This is a genomic window from Nevskia sp. (genome assembly GCF_051860985.1).
GTDB lineage: Bacteria > Pseudomonadota > Gammaproteobacteria > Nevskiales > Nevskiaceae > Nevskia.
This window is the reverse complement of sequence record NZ_JBIMKV010000004.1, coordinates 25,038-43,559: the sequence shown is the minus strand read 5'-3', so window position 1 is coordinate 43,559 and position 18,522 is coordinate 25,038. Positions and strand designations below refer to the sequence as shown.

At 68.8% G+C, this 18,522-nt stretch carries 16 protein-coding genes; 3 read left to right on the top strand and 13 right to left on the bottom strand.

The features are described from left to right. Positions 1–44: 44 nt before the first annotated feature. The 5 genes from ACTIGJ_RS05170 to styA form a co-directional block, all read right to left on the bottom strand. Positions 45–1,439: an NAD(P)/FAD-dependent oxidoreductase gene (locus ACTIGJ_RS05170; protein ID WP_439639219.1), complete on the bottom strand. Its 1,395-nt coding sequence runs from the start codon at positions 1,437–1,439 to the stop codon at positions 45–47. A 164-nt stretch (positions 1,440–1,603) separates the two neighbouring features. Then, on the bottom strand, positions 1,604–2,611 hold the full coding sequence (locus tag ACTIGJ_RS05165; protein ID WP_439639218.1) for a helix-turn-helix domain-containing protein: 1,008 nt from the start codon (positions 2,609–2,611) through the stop codon (positions 1,604–1,606). Positions 2,612–2,759: 148 nt separating this feature from the next. After that, on the bottom strand, positions 2,760–3,233 hold the full coding sequence (styC, locus tag ACTIGJ_RS05160) for a styrene-oxide isomerase StyC (protein ID WP_439639217.1): 474 nt from the start codon (positions 3,231–3,233) through the stop codon (positions 2,760–2,762). A gap of 143 nt (positions 3,234–3,376) precedes the next feature. Then, positions 3,377–3,907: a styrene monooxygenase NADH-dependent flavin reductase subunit StyB gene (styB, locus tag ACTIGJ_RS05155; protein ID WP_439639216.1), complete on the bottom strand. Its 531-nt coding sequence runs from the start codon at positions 3,905–3,907 to the stop codon at positions 3,377–3,379. Beyond that, positions 3,904–5,169, bottom strand: coding sequence for a styrene monooxygenase subunit StyA (gene styA, locus ACTIGJ_RS05150; RefSeq protein ID WP_439639215.1), 1,266 nt, complete (start codon positions 5,167–5,169; stop codon positions 3,904–3,906). The genes styB and styA overlap by 4 nt, the downstream gene beginning before the upstream one ends. Before the next feature lie 275 nt (positions 5,170–5,444). Between styA and ACTIGJ_RS05145 the strand changes: the two genes are divergently transcribed. After that, entirely contained in the window at positions 5,445–6,827 is a 1,383-nt protein-coding gene (locus ACTIGJ_RS05145; RefSeq protein ID WP_439639214.1) for a DUF1329 domain-containing protein, read from the top strand. A gap of 15 nt (positions 6,828–6,842) precedes the next feature. Beyond that, on the top strand, positions 6,843–7,724 hold the full coding sequence (locus ACTIGJ_RS05140; protein WP_439639213.1) for a LysR family transcriptional regulator: 882 nt from the start codon (positions 6,843–6,845) through the stop codon (positions 7,722–7,724). Positions 7,725–7,736: 12 nt separating this feature from the next. On the opposite strand, the gene ACTIGJ_RS05135 is transcribed toward ACTIGJ_RS05140, so the two are convergent. Then, positions 7,737–7,916 (bottom strand): rubredoxin, encoded by a 180-nt coding sequence (locus tag ACTIGJ_RS05135; RefSeq protein WP_439639212.1) that lies wholly within the window; start codon positions 7,914–7,916, stop codon positions 7,737–7,739. Between the two features lie 2 nt (positions 7,917–7,918). Next, positions 7,919–9,103, bottom strand: coding sequence for an alkane 1-monooxygenase (locus ACTIGJ_RS05130; protein WP_439639211.1), 1,185 nt, complete (start codon positions 9,101–9,103; stop codon positions 7,919–7,921). Positions 9,104–9,300: 197 nt separating this feature from the next. On the opposite strand from ACTIGJ_RS05130, the gene ACTIGJ_RS05125 reads away from it, so the two are divergent. Then, complete coding sequence (locus ACTIGJ_RS05125) at positions 9,301–12,066, top strand: LuxR C-terminal-related transcriptional regulator (protein WP_439639210.1); 2,766 nt, start codon at positions 9,301–9,303, stop codon at positions 12,064–12,066. Positions 12,067–12,073: 7 nt separating this feature from the next. Here the strand turns inward: ACTIGJ_RS05125 and pcaF are convergent, their stop codons facing one another. The 6 genes from pcaF to ACTIGJ_RS05095 form a co-directional block, all read right to left on the bottom strand. Then, on the bottom strand, positions 12,074–13,279 hold the full coding sequence (pcaF, locus tag ACTIGJ_RS05120) for a 3-oxoadipyl-CoA thiolase (RefSeq protein ID WP_439639209.1): 1,206 nt from the start codon (positions 13,277–13,279) through the stop codon (positions 12,074–12,076). Positions 13,280–13,324: 45 nt separating this feature from the next. Then, positions 13,325–14,659 carry a phenylacetate--CoA ligase PaaK gene (gene paaK / locus ACTIGJ_RS05115; RefSeq protein ID WP_439639208.1) on the bottom strand — a complete coding sequence of 445 codons (1,335 nt, stop codon included), beginning with the start codon at positions 14,657–14,659 and terminating at the stop codon, positions 13,325–13,327. Positions 14,660–14,810: 151 nt separating this feature from the next. Next, positions 14,811–15,263 (bottom strand): hydroxyphenylacetyl-CoA thioesterase PaaI, encoded by a 453-nt coding sequence (paaI, locus tag ACTIGJ_RS05110; RefSeq protein WP_439639207.1) that lies wholly within the window; start codon positions 15,261–15,263, stop codon positions 14,811–14,813. 7 nt (positions 15,264–15,270) lie between these two features. Continuing rightward, a complete protein-coding gene (locus ACTIGJ_RS05105) occupies positions 15,271–15,738 on the bottom strand; it encodes an acyl-CoA thioesterase (RefSeq protein ID WP_439639206.1) in 468 nt (155 codons plus the stop codon). 13 nt (positions 15,739–15,751) lie between these two features. Next, complete coding sequence (locus ACTIGJ_RS05100) at positions 15,752–17,290, bottom strand: 3-hydroxyacyl-CoA dehydrogenase (RefSeq protein WP_439639205.1); 1,539 nt, start codon at positions 17,288–17,290, stop codon at positions 15,752–15,754. Continuing rightward, the gene (locus ACTIGJ_RS05095) at positions 17,287–18,522 is read right to left on the bottom strand and encodes an acyl-CoA dehydrogenase family protein (protein ID WP_439639204.1); all 1,236 of its coding nucleotides are present in this window, start codon (positions 18,520–18,522) and stop codon (positions 17,287–17,289) included. The genes ACTIGJ_RS05100 and ACTIGJ_RS05095 overlap by 4 nt, the downstream gene beginning before the upstream one ends.

Genomic DNA, 18,522 nt, shown 5'->3' with positions numbered 1-18,522 from the left:
CGCGGCGCCGGCCCGATGCCTCGGGCGGTGACCGCCGGCGGCCATCAGGCCCGGGCCGTCTCCTGATCGAGCAGGGCCTGCATCTTCGGAATCGCCTGCTGAAGCAACGCGCCCATCGCCTCGATCTGCGGACCGACGACCGGGCAGTCGAACTTGAAGATCGGGCTGAACAGATCAATGCGCGATGCGTTGATCCACGACACCACCTTCGGCTCGGTCAGCCAGACCAGCATGTTCTCGCTGTCCTGGATCGCGCAGCGCAGGTAATCGTCGGCGGCGTGCGGCAGCGGCACCGGCCGGCACAGCGCGTTCTTGCGCGCCTCGTCGCTCAGGTTGGCCTCGACATTGCCGATGAAGCCGGCGCTGTAGACCTGCTGGCACATGCGCACCGTCTGCAAGGTGATGCGGTTGCCGTCGAACACCTTCCTGACCGGCCGGTGCTTCAGGCCGTCGGCGGCGCAGTCGATGTACAGCGTGTGCGCGGCCGTCTTCCGGGTGCCCTGGTCGAGCCGCATCTCGGTCGGCGTCACCGCCTGCACATGACCCAGGCGGACGACGTTCGGAATCCGGCGCAGCTGCTCGAGTTCCAGCCGGGTCACGGTGGCGCAGCGCCAGTTGGTCGGCTTGACCTTGGGATCGAACTGGAACAGCTGGTCGCAGGCCAACACGCGCCGGAAGAAATCGTCGACCGAATCCGCCGCGATCGCTGCCTTCAGCACCTCGATCCGGCCGGCCGTGATGATGTCGGTGAACCGCCGGCCGGGATTGACCGTGAACCGGTCGAACAGCCAAGCGTCATTCGGCATCACCCAAGTGATGTCGGCCGGCGCGACACCCATTTCCAGCAGGAACAGACAGGTGTCGATACCGGTCTTGCCGGAGCCGACCACCGTGAAGCGGCTGTAGTCCGGTGCCAGCTTCGGCACCGCGTTCGGCGGCACGCAGACGGCACCGTCGAGCACCTGGAACTTCGGCGGCCGCTGGCTCGGCACGGTGACGTTGATGTAGGTGGCATCGACGATCTTGCCGGCCCGCACGGCGTACTCGGCGCCGCCGAGCCGCGACACCACGCGGCCATCGTCGCGGTAGTCGCACATCGGCAGATAGCGCACGCGGCCGGACGGCAGGAAGCGCTGGCGCATCACCTGATCGAAATAGGCCACCACCTCGCTGCCGCTGGCCAGTTCGTAGCAGCCCTTGTTCCAGCCCACCTGGTCGATGGTGGCGTTGCCGAGCGGCGTCGAATTGACGCCGTAGCAGGTGGAAGTCTGGTGCAGGCGCACGAACGGATAGGCGTCGTTCCAGTGGCCGCCGGGACGATGGTTGCGATCGACGATGGTGACGGTCGCCGTCGTCTGGGTGATCAGCTCGTCGACGAAGGCCATGCCCATGCCGCCGGCGCCGATCACCAGATAGTCGCTGTCGATGATGTCTGTCATGTGGAGTGCTCGCGAAGTGGAATCGGGGAGATGACGCGGCGACCTCCGGCCCTGCCGGGGCGTCGCGATGCCATGGAGTCTTCGCTGCCCGCCCCCACCGCGCATGGCGAACCGTGCAAGCTGCTGGGCGCCGCGTGCAGGCCGGCCTGCGCCGCAGGCGCGCTTCAGGACAGCGGCGCGCCGCGGCCGTGCAGGCGGAATTCGCTTGGCGTCACGCCGAACTGCTGCTTGAAGAGTCGGCTGAAAGTCGCGTAATCGCTGAAGCCGTGATCGAAGGCGATGTCGGTGATCTTGCGGCCGAGGTGGGCCGGCTCGTCGAGCACCTGGCGGCAACACTGCAGCCGCAGGTCGTGGATCATCTTCGACGGCGTCGTCCGGTGCTGCTTGAACAGCATGTACAGCGAGCGCCGCGACATGCACAGCGCGGACGCAAGCTCGTCCGGATCGAGATCGGGATCGCCGATGCGCGACAGAATGTGCTGCTGGGCAAGGCGCAGGCGCGAGCCGTTATGCCCCGCCTGCTCGGGTCCCTCAGCCGATTGATGCAGCGAGGTGGTGACCAGCGACTGCACGGCACGCAGCACGCTGTCGCCCCCTTCGTCGCAATCCCCAAGCGCCGGATCGGTCAGCGCCATCACCGCGCCGAGCGCGGCCCGCAGCGCGCTCGGTGCGGCCAGCACCGTGCCGCACAGGCTGCGGCTGATGCGCAGCCAGCCCGGACAGGCTTCGTGCGGCAAGGTCAGCACGGCGAACTGCGCGCCCTCGGACAGCCGGCAGCGGTAGCTGCGGCTGGTATCGATGACGGTCGACTGGCCGCGCCGGATCACCGCGCCGCATCGCTCCTGTTCGATGTCGAGGCTGCCGGCCAGTTGCCAGATCAGCTTGATGTGGCCCGATTCGGCGGCCGCCGCCAGCTGACGCGTGCGCCGCACTTCGCTGCTGCCGGCCGTGATCATCGCGAAATGGCTGTTGCCGAAGCGCAGCGTGCGGAGGCTGGCGGTGAAGGCGCTGCCGCAATGGTTGCGATGCTCCAGCCACGGGAAGTGGCTGTTGACGACATCGGTCCATTCGCGGAAGTCCTTCACTTCGCGCGCCTGGAAGCTGCCGTCGCGGAACGCCGGCGGCCAGCGCGCCGCTGCCGCTGCCGCTGTCGAAACGACACGGGCCGTCATGGTGTCTGCCTCCATCCACGGCGGAACGGCAGCCCGGGCCGGATCGGCCGGGCTTGCCGCTGCGGAGCTCATGCGGCTCCTTGCGGGCACCTCGCTCGATGGCGAGGCGTCCCGGTCCACGAGGGCCGCCGTCGCCGGCGGCCGCGAATCAGGCCTGCTTCAAGGCCTGCCGGCCGATGATCAGCAGCGCGATCATCGCCAGCGCGCCGAACAGGTAAGCCGGGCCCAGCGCCAGCGCGCTGAAGATGTCGCCCGGTCCCAGGCGGCTGTCACCGAAGCTCAGGCCGCGGTTGCCGGAGAAGTTGCCGAAGAAGTAGAAGCCGACGTTCGCCCAGCCATCGAGCACGATGATCCAGCCAAGCCGCGAGGCCGTGCGGGCCGTGAAATCGAGCAGCGGCAGCACGAAGGCGACGGCGATCACCATCACGCCGTTCAGTGCCGGGCCGGTGTGCGCCTTGGCCCAGCCTTCCGGGGTGCCCGGCACGTTGAAGTGGACGATGTAGCCGGGCACGATCTCGAAGCCGCCGACCAGGTTCATCCACAGGAAGACGCCGAACAGCAGCGTCGAAAAGATCATCAGGATGCCGTGTCCGGCCATGCGCCGCTGCAAGCTGTTGCCCATCGTCTTCGTTCTCCGTTCGCAGGTGTGACGCGGCCGATCGGCGCTGCCGCCGGCCGCTGCTTGTAGGCGTCCGCCGGCCGTTGCCGGCCTTCGGACGCGGTTTGATTGTCCCGGTGCAGTTGCAGGCCGCCGTCAGACCTTCATCAGGCCGCGATCGCCGCCTGGTGATAGCGGCTGCCGTAGTACATCAGCGGCGCGCCGCCTTCGCTGCCGCAGGCCATGACCTGGGCGACGAACAGCGTGTGGTCGTGGATCTGCACCTTCTCCACGGTTTCGCACTCGAACCAGGCCAGGCAGTTGCGCAGGGTCGGCAGGCGATGGCGGACGGTGAAATCCGGCTGCAGCGCTTCCTGCGGCCGGCCGCTGAAGTGGGCCGAAAAAGGCTGCTGGCCGGCATGCAGGATGCTGGCGCCGTAGTGGCCGTGGCGCGAGATCAGCCGATGCGACTTGCCGGCCCGCAGCGATACCAGCACGGTCGGCGGATCAAGGCTGACCGACGTGAAACTGTTGACGGTGATGCCATGCACCTGCCCTTCTTCGTCGCTGCAGCTGAGCACCACGATGCCGGTGGCGAACAGCGACACCGAGCGGCGGAATTCATCGGGATCCACAGCACCGGCCAATGCCAGCGGCAGCGACATCCGGCTGTCCGGCAGGGCGCTGGCGCGGCTCATGCGGCGCAGGCCACCGGCTGCTGGCGGGCGAGCCGGCTGCGGACCCAGGCCGCCATCCGTTCGCGGCTGGCGAAGCAGTCCCACTGCCGTTCCGGGTAGTTGAAGTTGTCGGTGAATTCGTCGGCCAGCGCCCGGTTCTGGCTGACCGCGCCGATGAACTGCTGGAACTCGACCGGCATCGCCTTGAGGTTGTCGAGCATGAAGTTGGTCCAGCGCGTGGCACCGAGCACGCGATCCTGCCGGCGCAGGTTGACGTGCTCGACGAAGCGCTCGTCGTAGACCTCGTGGCGCACCAGTTCCTCGCCGAGAATCCAGGCCGCATGCGAGGCCATGTTGGCGCCCTGGCCGAGCACCGGATCGACCACCGCCTGCACATCGCCCAGCGCAATCGCCACGCGGCCGTTGTCGAGCACCGCATGCGACTTGCGCACCGTCGGCGTGACGCCGCCCTGCAGCAGGTCCAGCGGGCTGTTGGCCAGGTCGAACTCGCGGGCGTCGATCCGCTCCGCGCAGGCCGGGTAATGCTTGCGCAGCTTGTCGAGCAGCAGCTTCATGAAGGCCTTGGGATCGTCGTCGTACTTGGTCTTGGCCAGCACTTCCATGTCACCGCCGGGAATGTTCTCGATCACCAGCGCGGTCGCCAGACCGTTGAAGGTCCAGGTCGGGATTTCAATCATCTCGCCGGCGCCGGGCGCGAAATTCATCGTCACGGCCCGGATCGGGCGTTCGCCGATGCCCTTGAACAGGCCGACGCACAGCGCGCGCTGCGGACGGTCGAACGGCGAATGGGCCGGCTCGTGGGCGAACATCTGCCCGAACGGCCCCTTGCCGGTGCAGACCACGGTGGCGTCGTGGCGGGCGCTGATCGCCGACACCTCGTCGGCGCGGATGTCGCGGTATTCGATGCGGCCGCCGCGATCGAGGAAGTCTTCCATCAGCCGAGGCTGGTAGATCCGGTAGTCGATCGCCCGGCTCGGCGCGTGCAGATCGCCGTAGAACTCCAGCGCCTTGGGCTGCGCGCCGATGTAGTAGTAGTGGCCGTGGTAGCCGAATTTCTGGCCCGGCCAGTGGTTGACGCCGAGCGCGGTCTCGCGTGCCAGCGTCACCGCGTGGTGGGCCACGGTGTTGAGCAGCCGCATGCCGCGATAAGCCTCCGGCTCGCGGTCGGTGTAGATCGTCACCTCGACGTCGTGCTGGCGCAGGTACAGGCCCAGATGCAGTCCCGCCGTCCCGGCCCCGACGATTCCGATGTGCTTGCTCATCCGGCCTTTCTCCTCACTTTTTATTGGTCTGGTGAATAACGTGTATCGGATTCTGCGCGGCGAGAAATCGGTCCGAAAGCACGATAATCGACTAATACCTATTCTTTGTTGGACTGAATCAGGGCTGCCGTCGAACGCGATCAAATGCCGTCCGACACCTGAGGCGCCGACATCGGGTGGACCCGCCACACCGTTGCACCCCACCACCAGAGTCTGCGCGCGCACGGTCCCACCGGCTCAGCAGCAGACCGCCCCACGTGCACCAGGAGCGACACATGAAACGTCTGCGCTATGACCGCGGCTACTCGCGGCGCAAGTTCCTCGCCGATGCCTCGAAAGGCGTGCTGTCGACCGGCGTGCTGATGCCGCTGGCCGAGGCGATCGCCGCCACCGGCGAGATCAACAAGGCCTATCCCGAGGAACTGCTGTCGATCGAGGGCTATACCAAGGGCAAGCTCAAGACCGGCGACACCATCGAGGCGAAGAACGTCGAGCTGGTCAAGGACCTGCTGGAGCCGGTGCGCTACGAGCAGATCCTCACGCAGGGCCGCAAGCTCAAGCTGGGCAAGACCACCACCGATGTCATGCGGCTGTCGCCGTGGGAGTACATCGAGGCGACGCTGCGCAACACCGGCAAGGCCGGCTTCGACGCCAAGGGCAATGTCATCGACAAGGCGACGGGCGGGCCGTGGATCGGCGGCAACCCGTTCCCCGATCCGAAGGATGCGATCCAGCTGTTCGCCGCGCAGACGCTGAACTGGGGTCGCCAAGACGCCTCGTTCTATGCGATGCAGCTGGCCAACATCAACAGCGACGGCGCCGATCGCTTTAAGTACTCCGGCGGCTGGGCCGAGATGTCACCGATCGCCCGGGTCAGTATGGAACCGAAGCCGTACTGGCCGGAGCACAAGGACAAGCTGCGCTTCCAGTCGGTGTTCTTCAACGAACCCAAGCAGTTCCGCGGCACCTCGTTCCTGAACATCTGGGACTACGACCACAGCACCTTGCCGTCGCTGTACGGCTACGTGCCGGAGTTCCGCCGCGTGCGCCAGTTCCCGACCGACCAGCGCTTCGAACCGCTGGTGCCGGGTCTGACGCTGTTCCTGTCCGATGCCTGGGCGGCCGGTGATCCGCTGTACTCCTGGGGCAACTACAAGATCGTCGGCCGCGGCCCGTTCCTGGCCGGCCTCGACGACAACTGGGCGGCCGACCATCCGAACTGGGAACACGCCACCCACGGCGGCCCGAAGGGCAAGACCTTCTGGGACACCACCGTGCAGCTGGTGCCGGAAGCGATCATCGTCGAAGCCGAACCGCTGAAATTCCCGCGCGCGCCGATCTCCAAGAAGCGCGTCTGGTTCGACGCCCGCAACCAGGTGGTGATCGGCATGGTCACCTATGATCGCAATGGCAAGGCCTACCGCTCGTTCGACGGCGCCTACTCGGTCTACGACAACGGCAGCAAGAAATTCATGGACGGCAAGCATCCGTACTGGAGCTGGTGCCAGGTCACTGCCTCGGACATCCAGACCAACAGCGTCACCCGGCTGCAGCAGGTGCGCGCGGTCGAAAGCGTCCACCTCAGTGGCGCCAACGATCCGAAGATGTACGACCGCTACCTGACCCAGGCGGCGCTGTCGCACCTCGGCGCTTCCTGAGCCCTCGCCGGCCCCATGGACAGCACGAAGGCCTACCAGGTCTTTGTCCGCGCCGTGGAGGTCGGCAGCTTTTCGGCCGTGGCCCGCGAGCTGGGCACCACGCAGTCGTCGATCAGCAAGATCGTCGCGGCACTGGAAACCAGCCTCGGCGTGCAGCTGTTCACCCGCACCACGCGCAAGCTGCATCCGACCGACGAGGCGCTGCAGCTTTACGAACACGCCCGCCAGCTGCTCGATACCGTCGACGCGCTGACCTCGGCGTCGCGGAAGGCGCAGCAGGTCGAGGTCAGCGGCATGCTGCGACTGACCATTCCGCAGTCCTACGGCCGGCGGCAGCTGATGCCGCTGCTGGCCCGATTCATCGAGCGCCATCCGAAGGTCAAGCTCGACATCGTCATGAAGGACGACATCGTCGACCTGATCGGCGAAGGCCTGGAACTGGGTGTGCGGATCGGCACGCTGCCATCGAACACGCTGATCGCCCGCTCGCTGGGCATCGTCGAATACACCACGGTGGCCAGCCCGCGCTATCTGGCGCAGCACGACCGGCCAGAGTCGCCGCTCGACCTCGCCAGCCACGCCTGCATCGTCAGCGGCGCACAGAACCGCTGGCACTTCGAATCCGAGCATGGCCGGCAGAGCGTCGATGTCGCCGGCCCGCTGCGGATCAACGATGCCGATGCCATCCTGCAGGCGGTGCAGGCCGATCTCGGCATCGCCCAGGTGCCGGACTGGATCGTCCGCCACGATTTCGCCGCGCACGGCCTGGTGCCGCTGCTCGAGGACTACTACCCGATCCCGAAGCCGGTCAGCATCGTCTACCCGCAGACCCGCTTCCTGACCCAGCGCGCCCGCAGCCTGATCGACTTCCTCGTCGCCGAGATGCGGCGCGGCTGAAACCGTACGGCCCTAGCGCAAGTCCGGCTGGTCGTCGCGCAGGAAATCGGCCTTGTCCCGCACGGCGCAGTCCGGGCAGGCCCAGTCGTCCGGAATCTGCGCCCAGCGGGTGCCGGGCGGGAAACCTTCATGCGGGTTGCCGAGCGCCTCGTCGTAGAGATGACCGCAGCCGGGACAGCGATAACGGCCCATGGTCAGCCTCCTGCGGCGCTGGGCTTGCTGGCGCCGTAGCGAGCCAGGATCTGCGCCCGCTTCGACGGCTGGATGTTGACCCGGGTGATGTCGCCGCCGTAGACGGCGAGCACCCGCTGGTCCATCACTGCGCGCCACAGCGGCGGGAAGTAGGCCAGCGTGAAGCACAGCGGATAGCCCGACGGCAGCTCCGGCGCGCGGTCGCTGCGCAGCGCCTGGTAGCAGCGGGTCGGCCGGGCGTGATGGTCCGAATGACGCTGCAGGTGGTAGAGCATCAGGTTCGAGATGACGTGATCGGCGTTCCAGGAATGCTCGGGCCGGCAGCGTTCGTAGCGGCCATCCGGCAGCTGCTGGCGCAGCAGCCCGTAGTGCTCAATGTAGTTCGAGGTCGACAGGAACTGCCAGCCCCAGAACGTCGAGATCAGCAGGAACGGCAGCAGCACCGCGCCCCAGACCGCCAGCGCGCCGCCATAGAGCACGGCGGTGATCGCGAACGACTGCAGCAGCTCGTTGAACGGACTCCAGGCACCCTTGCCGCTGCGCGCCAGCCGCTGCTTCTCGTCGTGCCAGGCGCGGCCGATCGCGCCGGGAATCTCCCGCAGCACGAAGGCGTACAGCGATTCGCCGAAGCGCGACGAGGCCGGGTCGTTCGGGGTCGCCACATCCTTGTGGTGACCGCGGTTGTGCTCGGCCGAAAAGTGACCGTAGGCCGGCACCGCGAGCACGATCTGGGCGAGGCGCTTCTCGAAGCGGTTGGTCTTGTGGCCGATCTCGTGGCCGACCACCAGCGCCAGACCGTTGGTCAGGGCCACCGCGAGGCTGACGCCGAGGTAGCCGATCCAGTCGTAGTGCTGGGTGGCGATCGCCCAGGCAGCGCCGATCCAGGTCACGTAGAACAGTGGAATCGAGGCGTAGACCAGGAACTTGTAATAGCGGTCGGATTCCAGCGTCGGCACCGCCGCATCCGGCGGATTGCGACTGTCGCGGCCGACCAGCCCGTCGGCGACCGGCAGCACCACGTACCACAGCAGCGGCGTGATCCACAGCCAGGCGGCCTGCCCGGTCCGCGCTGTCAGCACGATGCCGAGCACCGGCGAGATCGCGACGAACAGCGGCAGCCACCACCAGTGGCGCTTGTCGTCGTGGTAGGCCGCTGCCGGCGCGGCGGATATCGGGGCACTGCTCATCGTCGGTTCTCCTCTTGTCGTTATCGTGCTGCTCTCGTCGGCGGCGATGCCGGCGGAGCAGTGAGGACGATGCTAGGGAAATGCTGCAGCCGGAAACCCGATCCTTGGATCGGGACACGGCGCAGCAGGCATCGTCATCATGCGGTCCCGGGCGCGACCGCTGCGCCGCTGTCGCCCTCCGAACAGGGAGAACATGAATGACCCGACCGGCGCCTGCCCTGCTCGAGGGCCTGATCGCCAGCAAGCTCGGCCCTCCGGTCCGTGACGCCCGGGCGATCTCGCATGGCGCGGTCATCCGCCGCGCCGTCGACGGCTTGCCGGACCGCCGCCTGATCGCCATCGTCGCCCCGGCCGGCTCCGGCAAGTCGAACCTGATGACCGAACTGCTGGGCGCCGTCGGCGAGCGCGGCATCGCCGTCACCTGGCTCGGGCTCGATGCCGAGGAAAACGATCCTGCCACCTTCGCGCGCTACTTCATCAGCGCCGTGCAGGGCCTGAGTCCCGGCTTTGCCGACGACGAGCTAATCGCGCTCGGCGCCAACCCGGTGCGCGACTTCGATTCCCTGTTCGACCGGCTCGGAAGCCGGCTCGGCGGACTGACGATGCCGGCCGCGATCTTCATCGACGATTTCCAGCATCTGGTCGCGCCTTCGATCCTGCGCTTCGTCGATCGCCTGCTGGCGCACCTGCCGCGCCAGCTGTCGCTGATCATCGCCAGTCGCCATTGCCTGCCGCTGCAGCTTGGCCGCCTGCTGGTCGCCGGGCAGCTGATCGAGATCGGGCAGGACGAGCTGAATTTCGATCGGGACCAGACCGATCAATTCCTCAGGCGCTATCACCAGCTAGAACTGTCGGCGACCGACATCGACACGCTGCTGCACTCCACCGAAGGCTGGCCGACCGGCGTGCAGCTCGCCGCGCTGGCGCTGCGCCGGCACCAGGGCGATGCGGCCGACCTGCTGAAGACCTTCTCCGGACGCGATCGCGACCTGACCCGCTACCTGGTCGAAAGCGTGATCCGCGCCCAGCCGGCGCAGGTCCGCGATTTCCTGCTGCGCAGCTCGCCGCTGCGGCGGATGAACGCCGCGCTCTGTGCCGCCACCACCGGCCACGCCGACAGCCGCCGCATGCTCGACGACATCGGCCGCGCCAACCTGTTCCTGATCGCGCTCGACCGCGACGGCCAGTGGCACCGCTATCACCACCTGTTCGCCGAATTCCTGCAGCACGAATTCCGCAGTACCGATCCCGACGGCTACCGGATCGCCTGCCGGCAGGCCGCCAGTTGGTGTGCGGCGCACGAGCAGCCTGGCGAGGCGATCCGCTACGCGCTCGACGGCAGCCATTTCGAGCAGGCCGCCGAGCTGATCGCCAGCCATGCGATCCGCGCCTCGCTGTTTCGCGGCGATCACTACACGGTGCTCGACTGGCTGCGCATGCTGCCCACCGAGTTCCACGCGCAGCGACCGGAAATCCTGCTTAGCCACGCCTGGGCGTCGGCGTTTTCGCGCGACACCGCGCGGGCGATGACCGTGTCCCAGCAGGCCATCGACATCCTGTCCGGCGCAGCGCCGACACCCTGGCATCTCGACGACGACGAACGTGCCCACTGGCTGCTCTGGGCGCAGACCGTGCAGGCGGCCACCAAGGCCTGTTCCGACGACATCGACGACTGCGTCGAGCGTGCCACGACGCTGCTGCCGAAAGTGCCGCCCAGCGAGCCGTTCCTGATCGCCACGCTGTCCAACTGCCTGAGCTACGGCTACTTCGCCCGCCGCGATTTCGATCGAAGCCATCAGCACGCCCTGGCCGCCCACGCGCATGGCCAGCGCGCCGATTCCGCCTATCTGTCGGCCTGGGGCGATTTCCTCCACGGCCTGATCGATGTCGAACGCGGCGAGTTGCGGGCGGCCGGCCGCATCGGCCAGCACCTGCACCGCGATTCGCAAGGCCTGGGGCTCGGCCAGCGCAGCTATGTCGCCGGGCTGTCGGCCCTACTCGACGCCGAAATCGCCGTGCAACGCTGCGATTACGACCAGGCCGCGCTGCACATCGACGCCAGCCGGGCGTTCAAGGAGATCTTCGGTCCGGTCGAACCGCAGCTGGTGGCGCTGCGCTGCGAAGCCCGGCTGCTGGCGGATCGACAACGCATCGATCTGGCCGCGCAGCTGCTGCAGGAAGGCCAGGATGCAGCGCTGCGCGAGCAGCATCGGCGCCTGTATCTGGCACTGGCGCTGGAGGAAACCGCGCTACAGCTAACCGCCGGCGATATCGGCGCCGCCGCCGCGATCGCCCGGCGCACCCGGCTGCTCGACGCCGGCGACGACCTGCCGCGCGCCCAGCGCGATGCGCTGAAGCTGGTCGACGCCCGCTTCCGGCTGGCCTGCGGCGACAGCCGCGCGGCGGTGCGGCTGCTGACCGGCTTGCAGCAGGCCCGGGGCGCGGAAGCCCGGGGCTGCTTCGCCTTGAGCGTCACCACGCATCGCGCGGTCGGACTCTGGGCCCTGGGCCTGCACCAGGAGGCCGCCCGGCAGCTGGATCGCGCGCTGACCGCCGCCGCCAGCGAATTCCACGCCTACCCTATCGCCACCGCCGGCCGCGCGCTGCTGCCGATCCTCGATGCGATCGACGGCCGGCGCAGCTGCGCCGCGACCCAGGACCTGCGTCCGCTGCTCGACCTGCAGGGCTGGCTACGTGCCCGGCTGCAGGGCGCGAACCGTCAGGACCCTGCGGAAGTCGCCATCGACCCGGCCAGCCCGGCCGGCAACCTAGAAGCGCTGACCAGCCGCGAGATCGAGCTGCTGCGCCTGCTGCACGCCGGCCTGAGCAACCAGACGCTCGCCGACACCCTGCTGGTGTCGGTGTCGACGATCAAATGGCATCTGCACAACGTCTACGAAAAGCTCGGCGTCGGCAGCCGCGGCGCCGCCGTCGCCGCCGCGATCCGGCTGGGGCTGGTCTGAGCGCGGCTCAGACCCGCTCGATGACCAGCGCGATGCCCTGGCCGACGCCGATGCACATCGTGCACAGCGCGTAGCGGCCGCCGATGCGCTCCAGCTGGTTGAGCGCCGTGGTCACCAACCGCGCGCCCGACGCACCGAGCGGATGGCCGATGGCGATGGCGCCGCCGTTCGGGTTCACGTGCGCGGCATCATCCGGCAGACCGAGATCGCGGGTCACCGCCAGCCCCTGGGCGGCGAACGCTTCGTTCAGCTCGATGACGTCCATCTGGGCCAGCGACAGGCCGGCCATCGCAAGCACCTTGCGGGTGGCGGGTGCCGGGCCGAAGCCCATGATCCGTGGCGCCAGTCCGACCGTTGCCATCGCCAGCACCCGGGCGCGCGGCGTCAGCCCGTGACGAACCGCGCCGGCTTCGGAGGCCAGCAGCAGCGCGCAGGCGCCGTCGTTGACGCCGCTGGCATTGCCGGCAGTGACCGTACCGTCCGGGCGCACCACGCCTTTCAGCTTGGCCAGCATCGCTGCCGTGGTGTCCGGGCGCGGATGCTCGTCGGTGTCGAACACGGTCGGCTCGCCCTTCTTCGACGGAATCGACACCGGCACCAGTTCGCGCGCGAAATAGCCCTGCGCGTGGGCGGCGGCCCAGCGCTGCTGGCTGCGCAGCGCGAAGGCGTCCTGATCGGCACGGCCGATGGCGAAATCGGTGGCGACGTTCTCGGCCGTCTCCGGCATCGAATCGATGCCGTACTGCGCCTTCATGCGCGGATTGACGAAACGCCAGCCGATGGTGGTATCAGCGATCGCCGCGTTGCGCGAGAACGCGCTGTCGGCCTTGCCCATCACGAACGGCGCGCGGGTCATGCTTTCGACGCCGCCGGCGATCATCAGGCTGGCTTCGCCGGCCTTGATCGAGCGCGCCGCCAGCCCCACCGCATCGAGGCTGGACCCGCACAGGCGGTTGATGGTCGTGCCCGGCGCCGTCTCCGGCAGCCCGGCCAGCAGCGCCGCCATGCGGGCAACGTTGCGGTTGTCCTCGCCGGCACCGTTGGCGCAGCCGTAGAACACGTCGTCGAGCGCCGCCCAGTCGACGTTCGGATTCCGCTGAATCAGCGCGGCGATCGGCAGCGCCGCCAGGTTATCGGCGCGGATCGCGGCCAGGGCGCCGCCGTAGCGGCCGAACGGGGTGCGGATGGCGTCGCAGATGTAAGCCTGGGTCATGGTCGAATCCGGGAAGCGGGAACGGGAAATGGGAACGGCGCGGGCTCAGGCGGCAGCCGGCTCGCCTTTCGGCCGCCGGTCGACGACGCGCTTGGCCTTGCCGACCGAGCGCTCCAGTGTTGCCGGCGCACCGAGGTGGACCTTGATCGAGATGCCGACATGGGTCTTGACCCGGTGCTGCAGGTCGCGGGCAACCGTGCCGCGATCACCTTCGCCGAGATGGCCGGCGTCGGCCGCCAGCTCGACATGCACGGCCACCGCATCGAGGTTGCCGTCGCGGCTGACTTCGATCAGGTAGTTCGGCGCCAGCTGCGGGATCTGCAGCAGCAGCTCCTCGATCTGGGTCGGAAAGACATTGACGCCGCGGATGATCAGCATGTCGTCGGATCTTCCGGTGATCTTGTCCATGCGCCGCATGCTGCGCGCGGTCGGCGGCAGCAGCCGGGTCAGGTCGCGGGTGCGGTAGCGGATGATCGGCAGCGCCTGCTTGGTGAGACTGGTGAACACCAGCTCGCCGGGCTCGCCGTCGGCCACCGGCTCACCGGTCAGCGGGTCGATGATCTCCGGATAGAAATGGTCTTCCCAGATCACCGGGCCATCCTTCGACTCCACGCACTCGCTGGCCACACCCGGCCCCATCACTTCCGACAGGCCGTAGATGTCGACGGCGTCGATGTCGGCGCGGGTCTCGATCTCGCGGCGCATCGCGTTGGTCCACGGCTCGGCGCCGAAGATGCCGCAGCGCAAGGACGAGGCCGCAGGGTCCAGGCCCTGGCGCTGGAATTCCTCGATCAGGTTCAGCATGTAGCTCGGCGTCACCATGATCAGGTCCGGCTTGAAATCGGTGATCAGCTGGATCTGCTTCTCGGTCTGGCCGCCGGACATCGGCACCACGGTGCAGCCGAGCCGTTCGGCGCCGTAGTGCGCGCCCATGCCGCCGGTGAACAGGCCATAGCCGTAAGCGATGTGGACGATGTCGCCGGGGCCGCCGCCGGCCGCGCGGATGCTGCGCGCCACCAGGTTCGCCCAGGTGTCGATGTCCTGCCGTGTGTAGCCGACCACGGTCGGCTTGCCGGTGGTGCCGCTGGAGGCATGGATGCGCACCACCTGCTCGCGCGGCACGGCGAACAGGCCGAACGGGTAGTGGTCGCGCAGCACCGATTTGGTGGTGAACGGGAACTTCGCGAGGTCGGAAAGCTGGCGCAGGTCGTCCGGATGCACGCCCGCGGCATCGAAGGCCTGCCGGTAGTGGCCGACGTTGGCGTAGGCATGGTGCAAGGTGGCGCGCAGGCGTTCGAGCTGCAACGCAGCGATCTCGTCGCGGCTGGCGCGCTCGATGGCATCGAGCGGCGCCTGGCGCGGGCTGTGGCGTGGGGACATCGTCTGGCTCCTCCAGTCGTGTTGGTGCTCGCCGCCGGTCGGTGCCGGCTGTGGCGATGGTTCGCTTCCAGCGTGACGTCGCAACGACGCGGGCGCCTCGCTGCCGGTGCCGGTCACCACGCTGCGCCGCAGCGACGGCGTCCGGCCCGGTTCAGACCCGCTCGGTGCCGATCACGCTGCCGCCGACCTTCAGCGACTTGCCGCGGAACAGCGCCAGCACCTCGCCGGCCGCGTTGCTGACGGTGACGTCGTAGATGCCGCTCTTGCCGCTGCGGGCGCGCTCGACGGCGGTTGCGGTCAGGCGGTCGCCTTCGCGGCCGGCGCGCAGGAATTCGATCGAGCAGCCGGCCGCGACCGCCGCCTCGTTATGGCTGTTGCAGGCGAACGCGAACGCCGAATCGGCTAGCGCGAACAGGGTGCCGCCGTGGCAGGTGCCGTAGCCGTTGAGCATGTCGCGGCGCACGGTCATGGTCATGGTCGCGAAGCCGGGGCCGATGTCGGCCAGCACCGCGCCCATCGCTTTCGAGGCCTCGTCGCGGGCGTACATCGCGGCGCCGCTGGCGCGGGCCAGGCTGGCAGGATCGTCGGGAATCGGAGCGGTCATGGGTGGGTCATGGATGGGTCTTCGCGGCCTGGGCCTTGCGCTGGTCGCGACGGCGTTCCGCCTCGGTCCAGCGCCGGCGTTCGTCATCGGTGTCCAGCACCAGCGGCGGCACCGCCGCCGGCTTCTTGTGGTCGTCGAGCGCGACCATCGTGAAATAGCAGCTGTTGGTGTGACGGCGTTCGCCGCTGCGCAGGTTCTCGGCCTCCACGCGGATGCCGACTTCCATCGAGCTGCGCCCGGTGTGGTTGATCGCGGCCTTGAAGGTCACCAGATCGCCGACGTGGATTGGCTCCTTGAAGAACATCTGGTCGACCGACAGGGTCACCACGTAGCGGCGGCTGTAGCGCGCCGCGCAGGCGTAGGCCACGCCGTCGAGCAGCGACAGGATGCGGCCGCCGTGGACATTGCCGCTGAAATTCGCGCTGTCGGCGGTCATCAGCACGTTCATCACCAGCTGCTTGGTCGATTCACTCATCTGCGGGTTCCGGTCATGGCCTGGGGGAGGCCAGAACCGCATGCCGCAAACGTGCCGACGCGCGATAGCGCGGCTCGCCGTAGTGCGCGTGCAGGTGGTCGAGCGCCGCCAGCACCCGATCGAGCCCGATCCGCTGCGCCCATGCCACCGGGCCGATCGGGTAGTTCACGCCGCCGCGCATCGCGATGTCGACCGCCTCGAGGCTGCAGACCTGCTGGTGCACGGCATCGAAGGCCTCGTTGGCCAGCATCGCCACCGTGCGCAGCACCGCCAGCCCGGGCGAATCGGCGAGCACCGACACCGCAAGACCGGCCGATTGCAGCATGCCGATCACCGCATCGCGCGCCACGTCGGTGCAGTGCGCCGACACGCCGATCGCCACCCGCCTGGCCGTGGCCGGGTCCAGCATCAGGTCGATCGTCACCACCGCCGGCAGGCCCAGGGCGGCGGCGATGGCGGTGGCGCTGCGGCCATCGCTGGCGAACACGGCGGTGTGCTCGTCGAGGGTGGCGATGCGGCCATCGGCAACGCTGCTCAAGGTCTGCAGCGGCTGCGCCGCCGAGGCGTACATGCGCTTCGCCAAGGCCGCGCCGACCGGATGGCCCAGATTCAGCGCGATCCGCCACGGCCGCGGCTGCGGGCCGGCGGTGGCGGCTTCGGCCTTCGGCGCGCCGTCGCGGTAGTCGTAGAAACCGCGTCCGCTCTTGCGGCCCAGATGGCCGGCCTGCACCAGTTCCAGCTGCACGAACGACGGCGCAAAGCGCGGATCGCCGTAGTAGGCGTCGAACACGCTGCGGGTGACCGCGTAGTTCACGTCGTGGCCGATCAGGTCCATCAGCTCGCAGGGGCCCATGCGGAAGCCGCCGGCGTCGCGCATCACGGCGTCGAGCGTCGCCGGATCGCAGACCCCTTCCTGCAGCAGCCGCAGACCTTCGGCATAGAACGGCCGGGCGACGCGGTTGACGATGAAACCGGGAGTGGAGCGCGCCCGCACCGGCGTCTTGCCCCACGCGGCACTGGTGGCGAACACGGTGTCGGCCACCGCCGTGTCGGTGGCGCGGCCGGCGATCACTTCGACCAGCGGCATCAGCGGCGCCGGGTTGAAGAAATGCAGGCCGACCAGCCGCTCCGGCCGCTGCAGCGCCGCGCCGATCGCGGTGATCGAGATCGACGAGGTATTGGTCGCCAGGATCGCGTCATCGGCCAGCCGCGCTTCCAGCTCGGTGAACAGCGCCCGCTTGACCTCGAGGTCTTCGACGATCGCTTCGACCACCAGCTTGGCGTCGCGCAGCTCGTCCAGCGCGCCGGCCGCGCGCAGCGCGGCACTGGCTGCCGCTGCGCGTTCGGGCGTCAGCCGGCCCTTGGCGGCCAGCTTGTCGATCTGCGCGCGGATGCCGGCGATCGCTGTCTCCGCCGCGCCCGGCCGCAGGTCGTGCAGCCAGACCGGATGGCCGGCCAGAGCCGCCACCTGGGCGATGCCGGCGCCCATCGCGCCGGCGCCGATCACCGCCACCGCAGCGCTGGCCGGCAGGGCGGCGCAGGCCTCGCTCATGTCGCGCTCCCGGCGCGCAGCAGTTCGTGCAGCTGGCGGCGGCGCACGCCCATGTTGCCGCCGTCAAACAGCGGCAGCGCCAGCGCGTCCTGCAGCAGGCCGGCCAGCGGCAGCGACTGGTCGTAGCTGTCGATGCCGACCACCCGCATCAGCTCGGTGATCACCCGCACCGCCGTTTCCGAACCGAAAATCTTCGCGTGCAGCGACAGCTCCAACGCATCCGGCGCCTGGGCATCGACCGCCGCGCAGGCGCGCCAGCCAAGGCTGCGCGCCGCCTCGATCGCGGTCTTGGCATCGGCCAGCGCATAGCCGACCGCCTGGTGTTCGATGATCGGCAGCGCGCCGCCCCGGGTTTCGCTGCGCGCGAACTGCAGCGCGAAATCCCAGGCTGCGCGCATCACGCCGACCGCCATGATGCCGACCAGCGCCGCCGTGCCGGCGAAGCTGGCATCAACCAGCGCCTTGCCGCCGCCGACGCCGCCGACCACGTGATCGGCCGGCACCCGCACGCCATCGAGGCGGAAGCGCGGCGTCAGGTGGGCGCGATGGCCGACCGTGTCCGGAATGCTTTCGGTGACCAGCCCGGTGCCGGCTTGCAGCGCCGCGCGCGGCACCAGCAGCACGCTGAGCCGCTGCTCGGGCGGCGCCGCCGGATCGGTGCAGCAGACGACGCAGAGCAGATCGGCACCCCGGCCATCCCAGCCGGTGGCGCTCGACACCCACTGCTTGCTGCCGTGGATCAGCCAGTGCTCGCCATCGCGCACCGCCGCGGTCCGGGTGCCGCCACCGGCAACCGCCGCCGCGTAGTTCGCGCTGCCGCCCGGCTCGCTGTTGGCCAGCGCGGCCAGCGGCGCGCCATCGCGCGCCAGAAACGGCGCGATCCAGCGCTGCTGCTGCGCTGGCGTGCCGGCGATGAACAGCGGCATCAGGCCGAGCAGGTCGGCGAACAGCGTCAGCGAGACATTGACGTCGGCGGCATGGAACTCCTCGGCGACGATGGCCATGTCGACGAGGCCGCTGCCGCCACCCCCGAAGGGCTGCGGAATCAGCCGCTGCAGGAAGCCGGCCCGAATCGCAGCTTCGTAGACCGGCCGGGTGGCGGCGAAGCGCGCTTCCGGGCTCGGCAGCGACAGGCTGCTGGCGGCCACGGTGCTCAGCTGCTCGCGCGCGAAGGCACGCGCCTGCGCCTTCAGCGCCAGCTGCGCGTCGCTGAAACGGAGATCGAAAGCCAT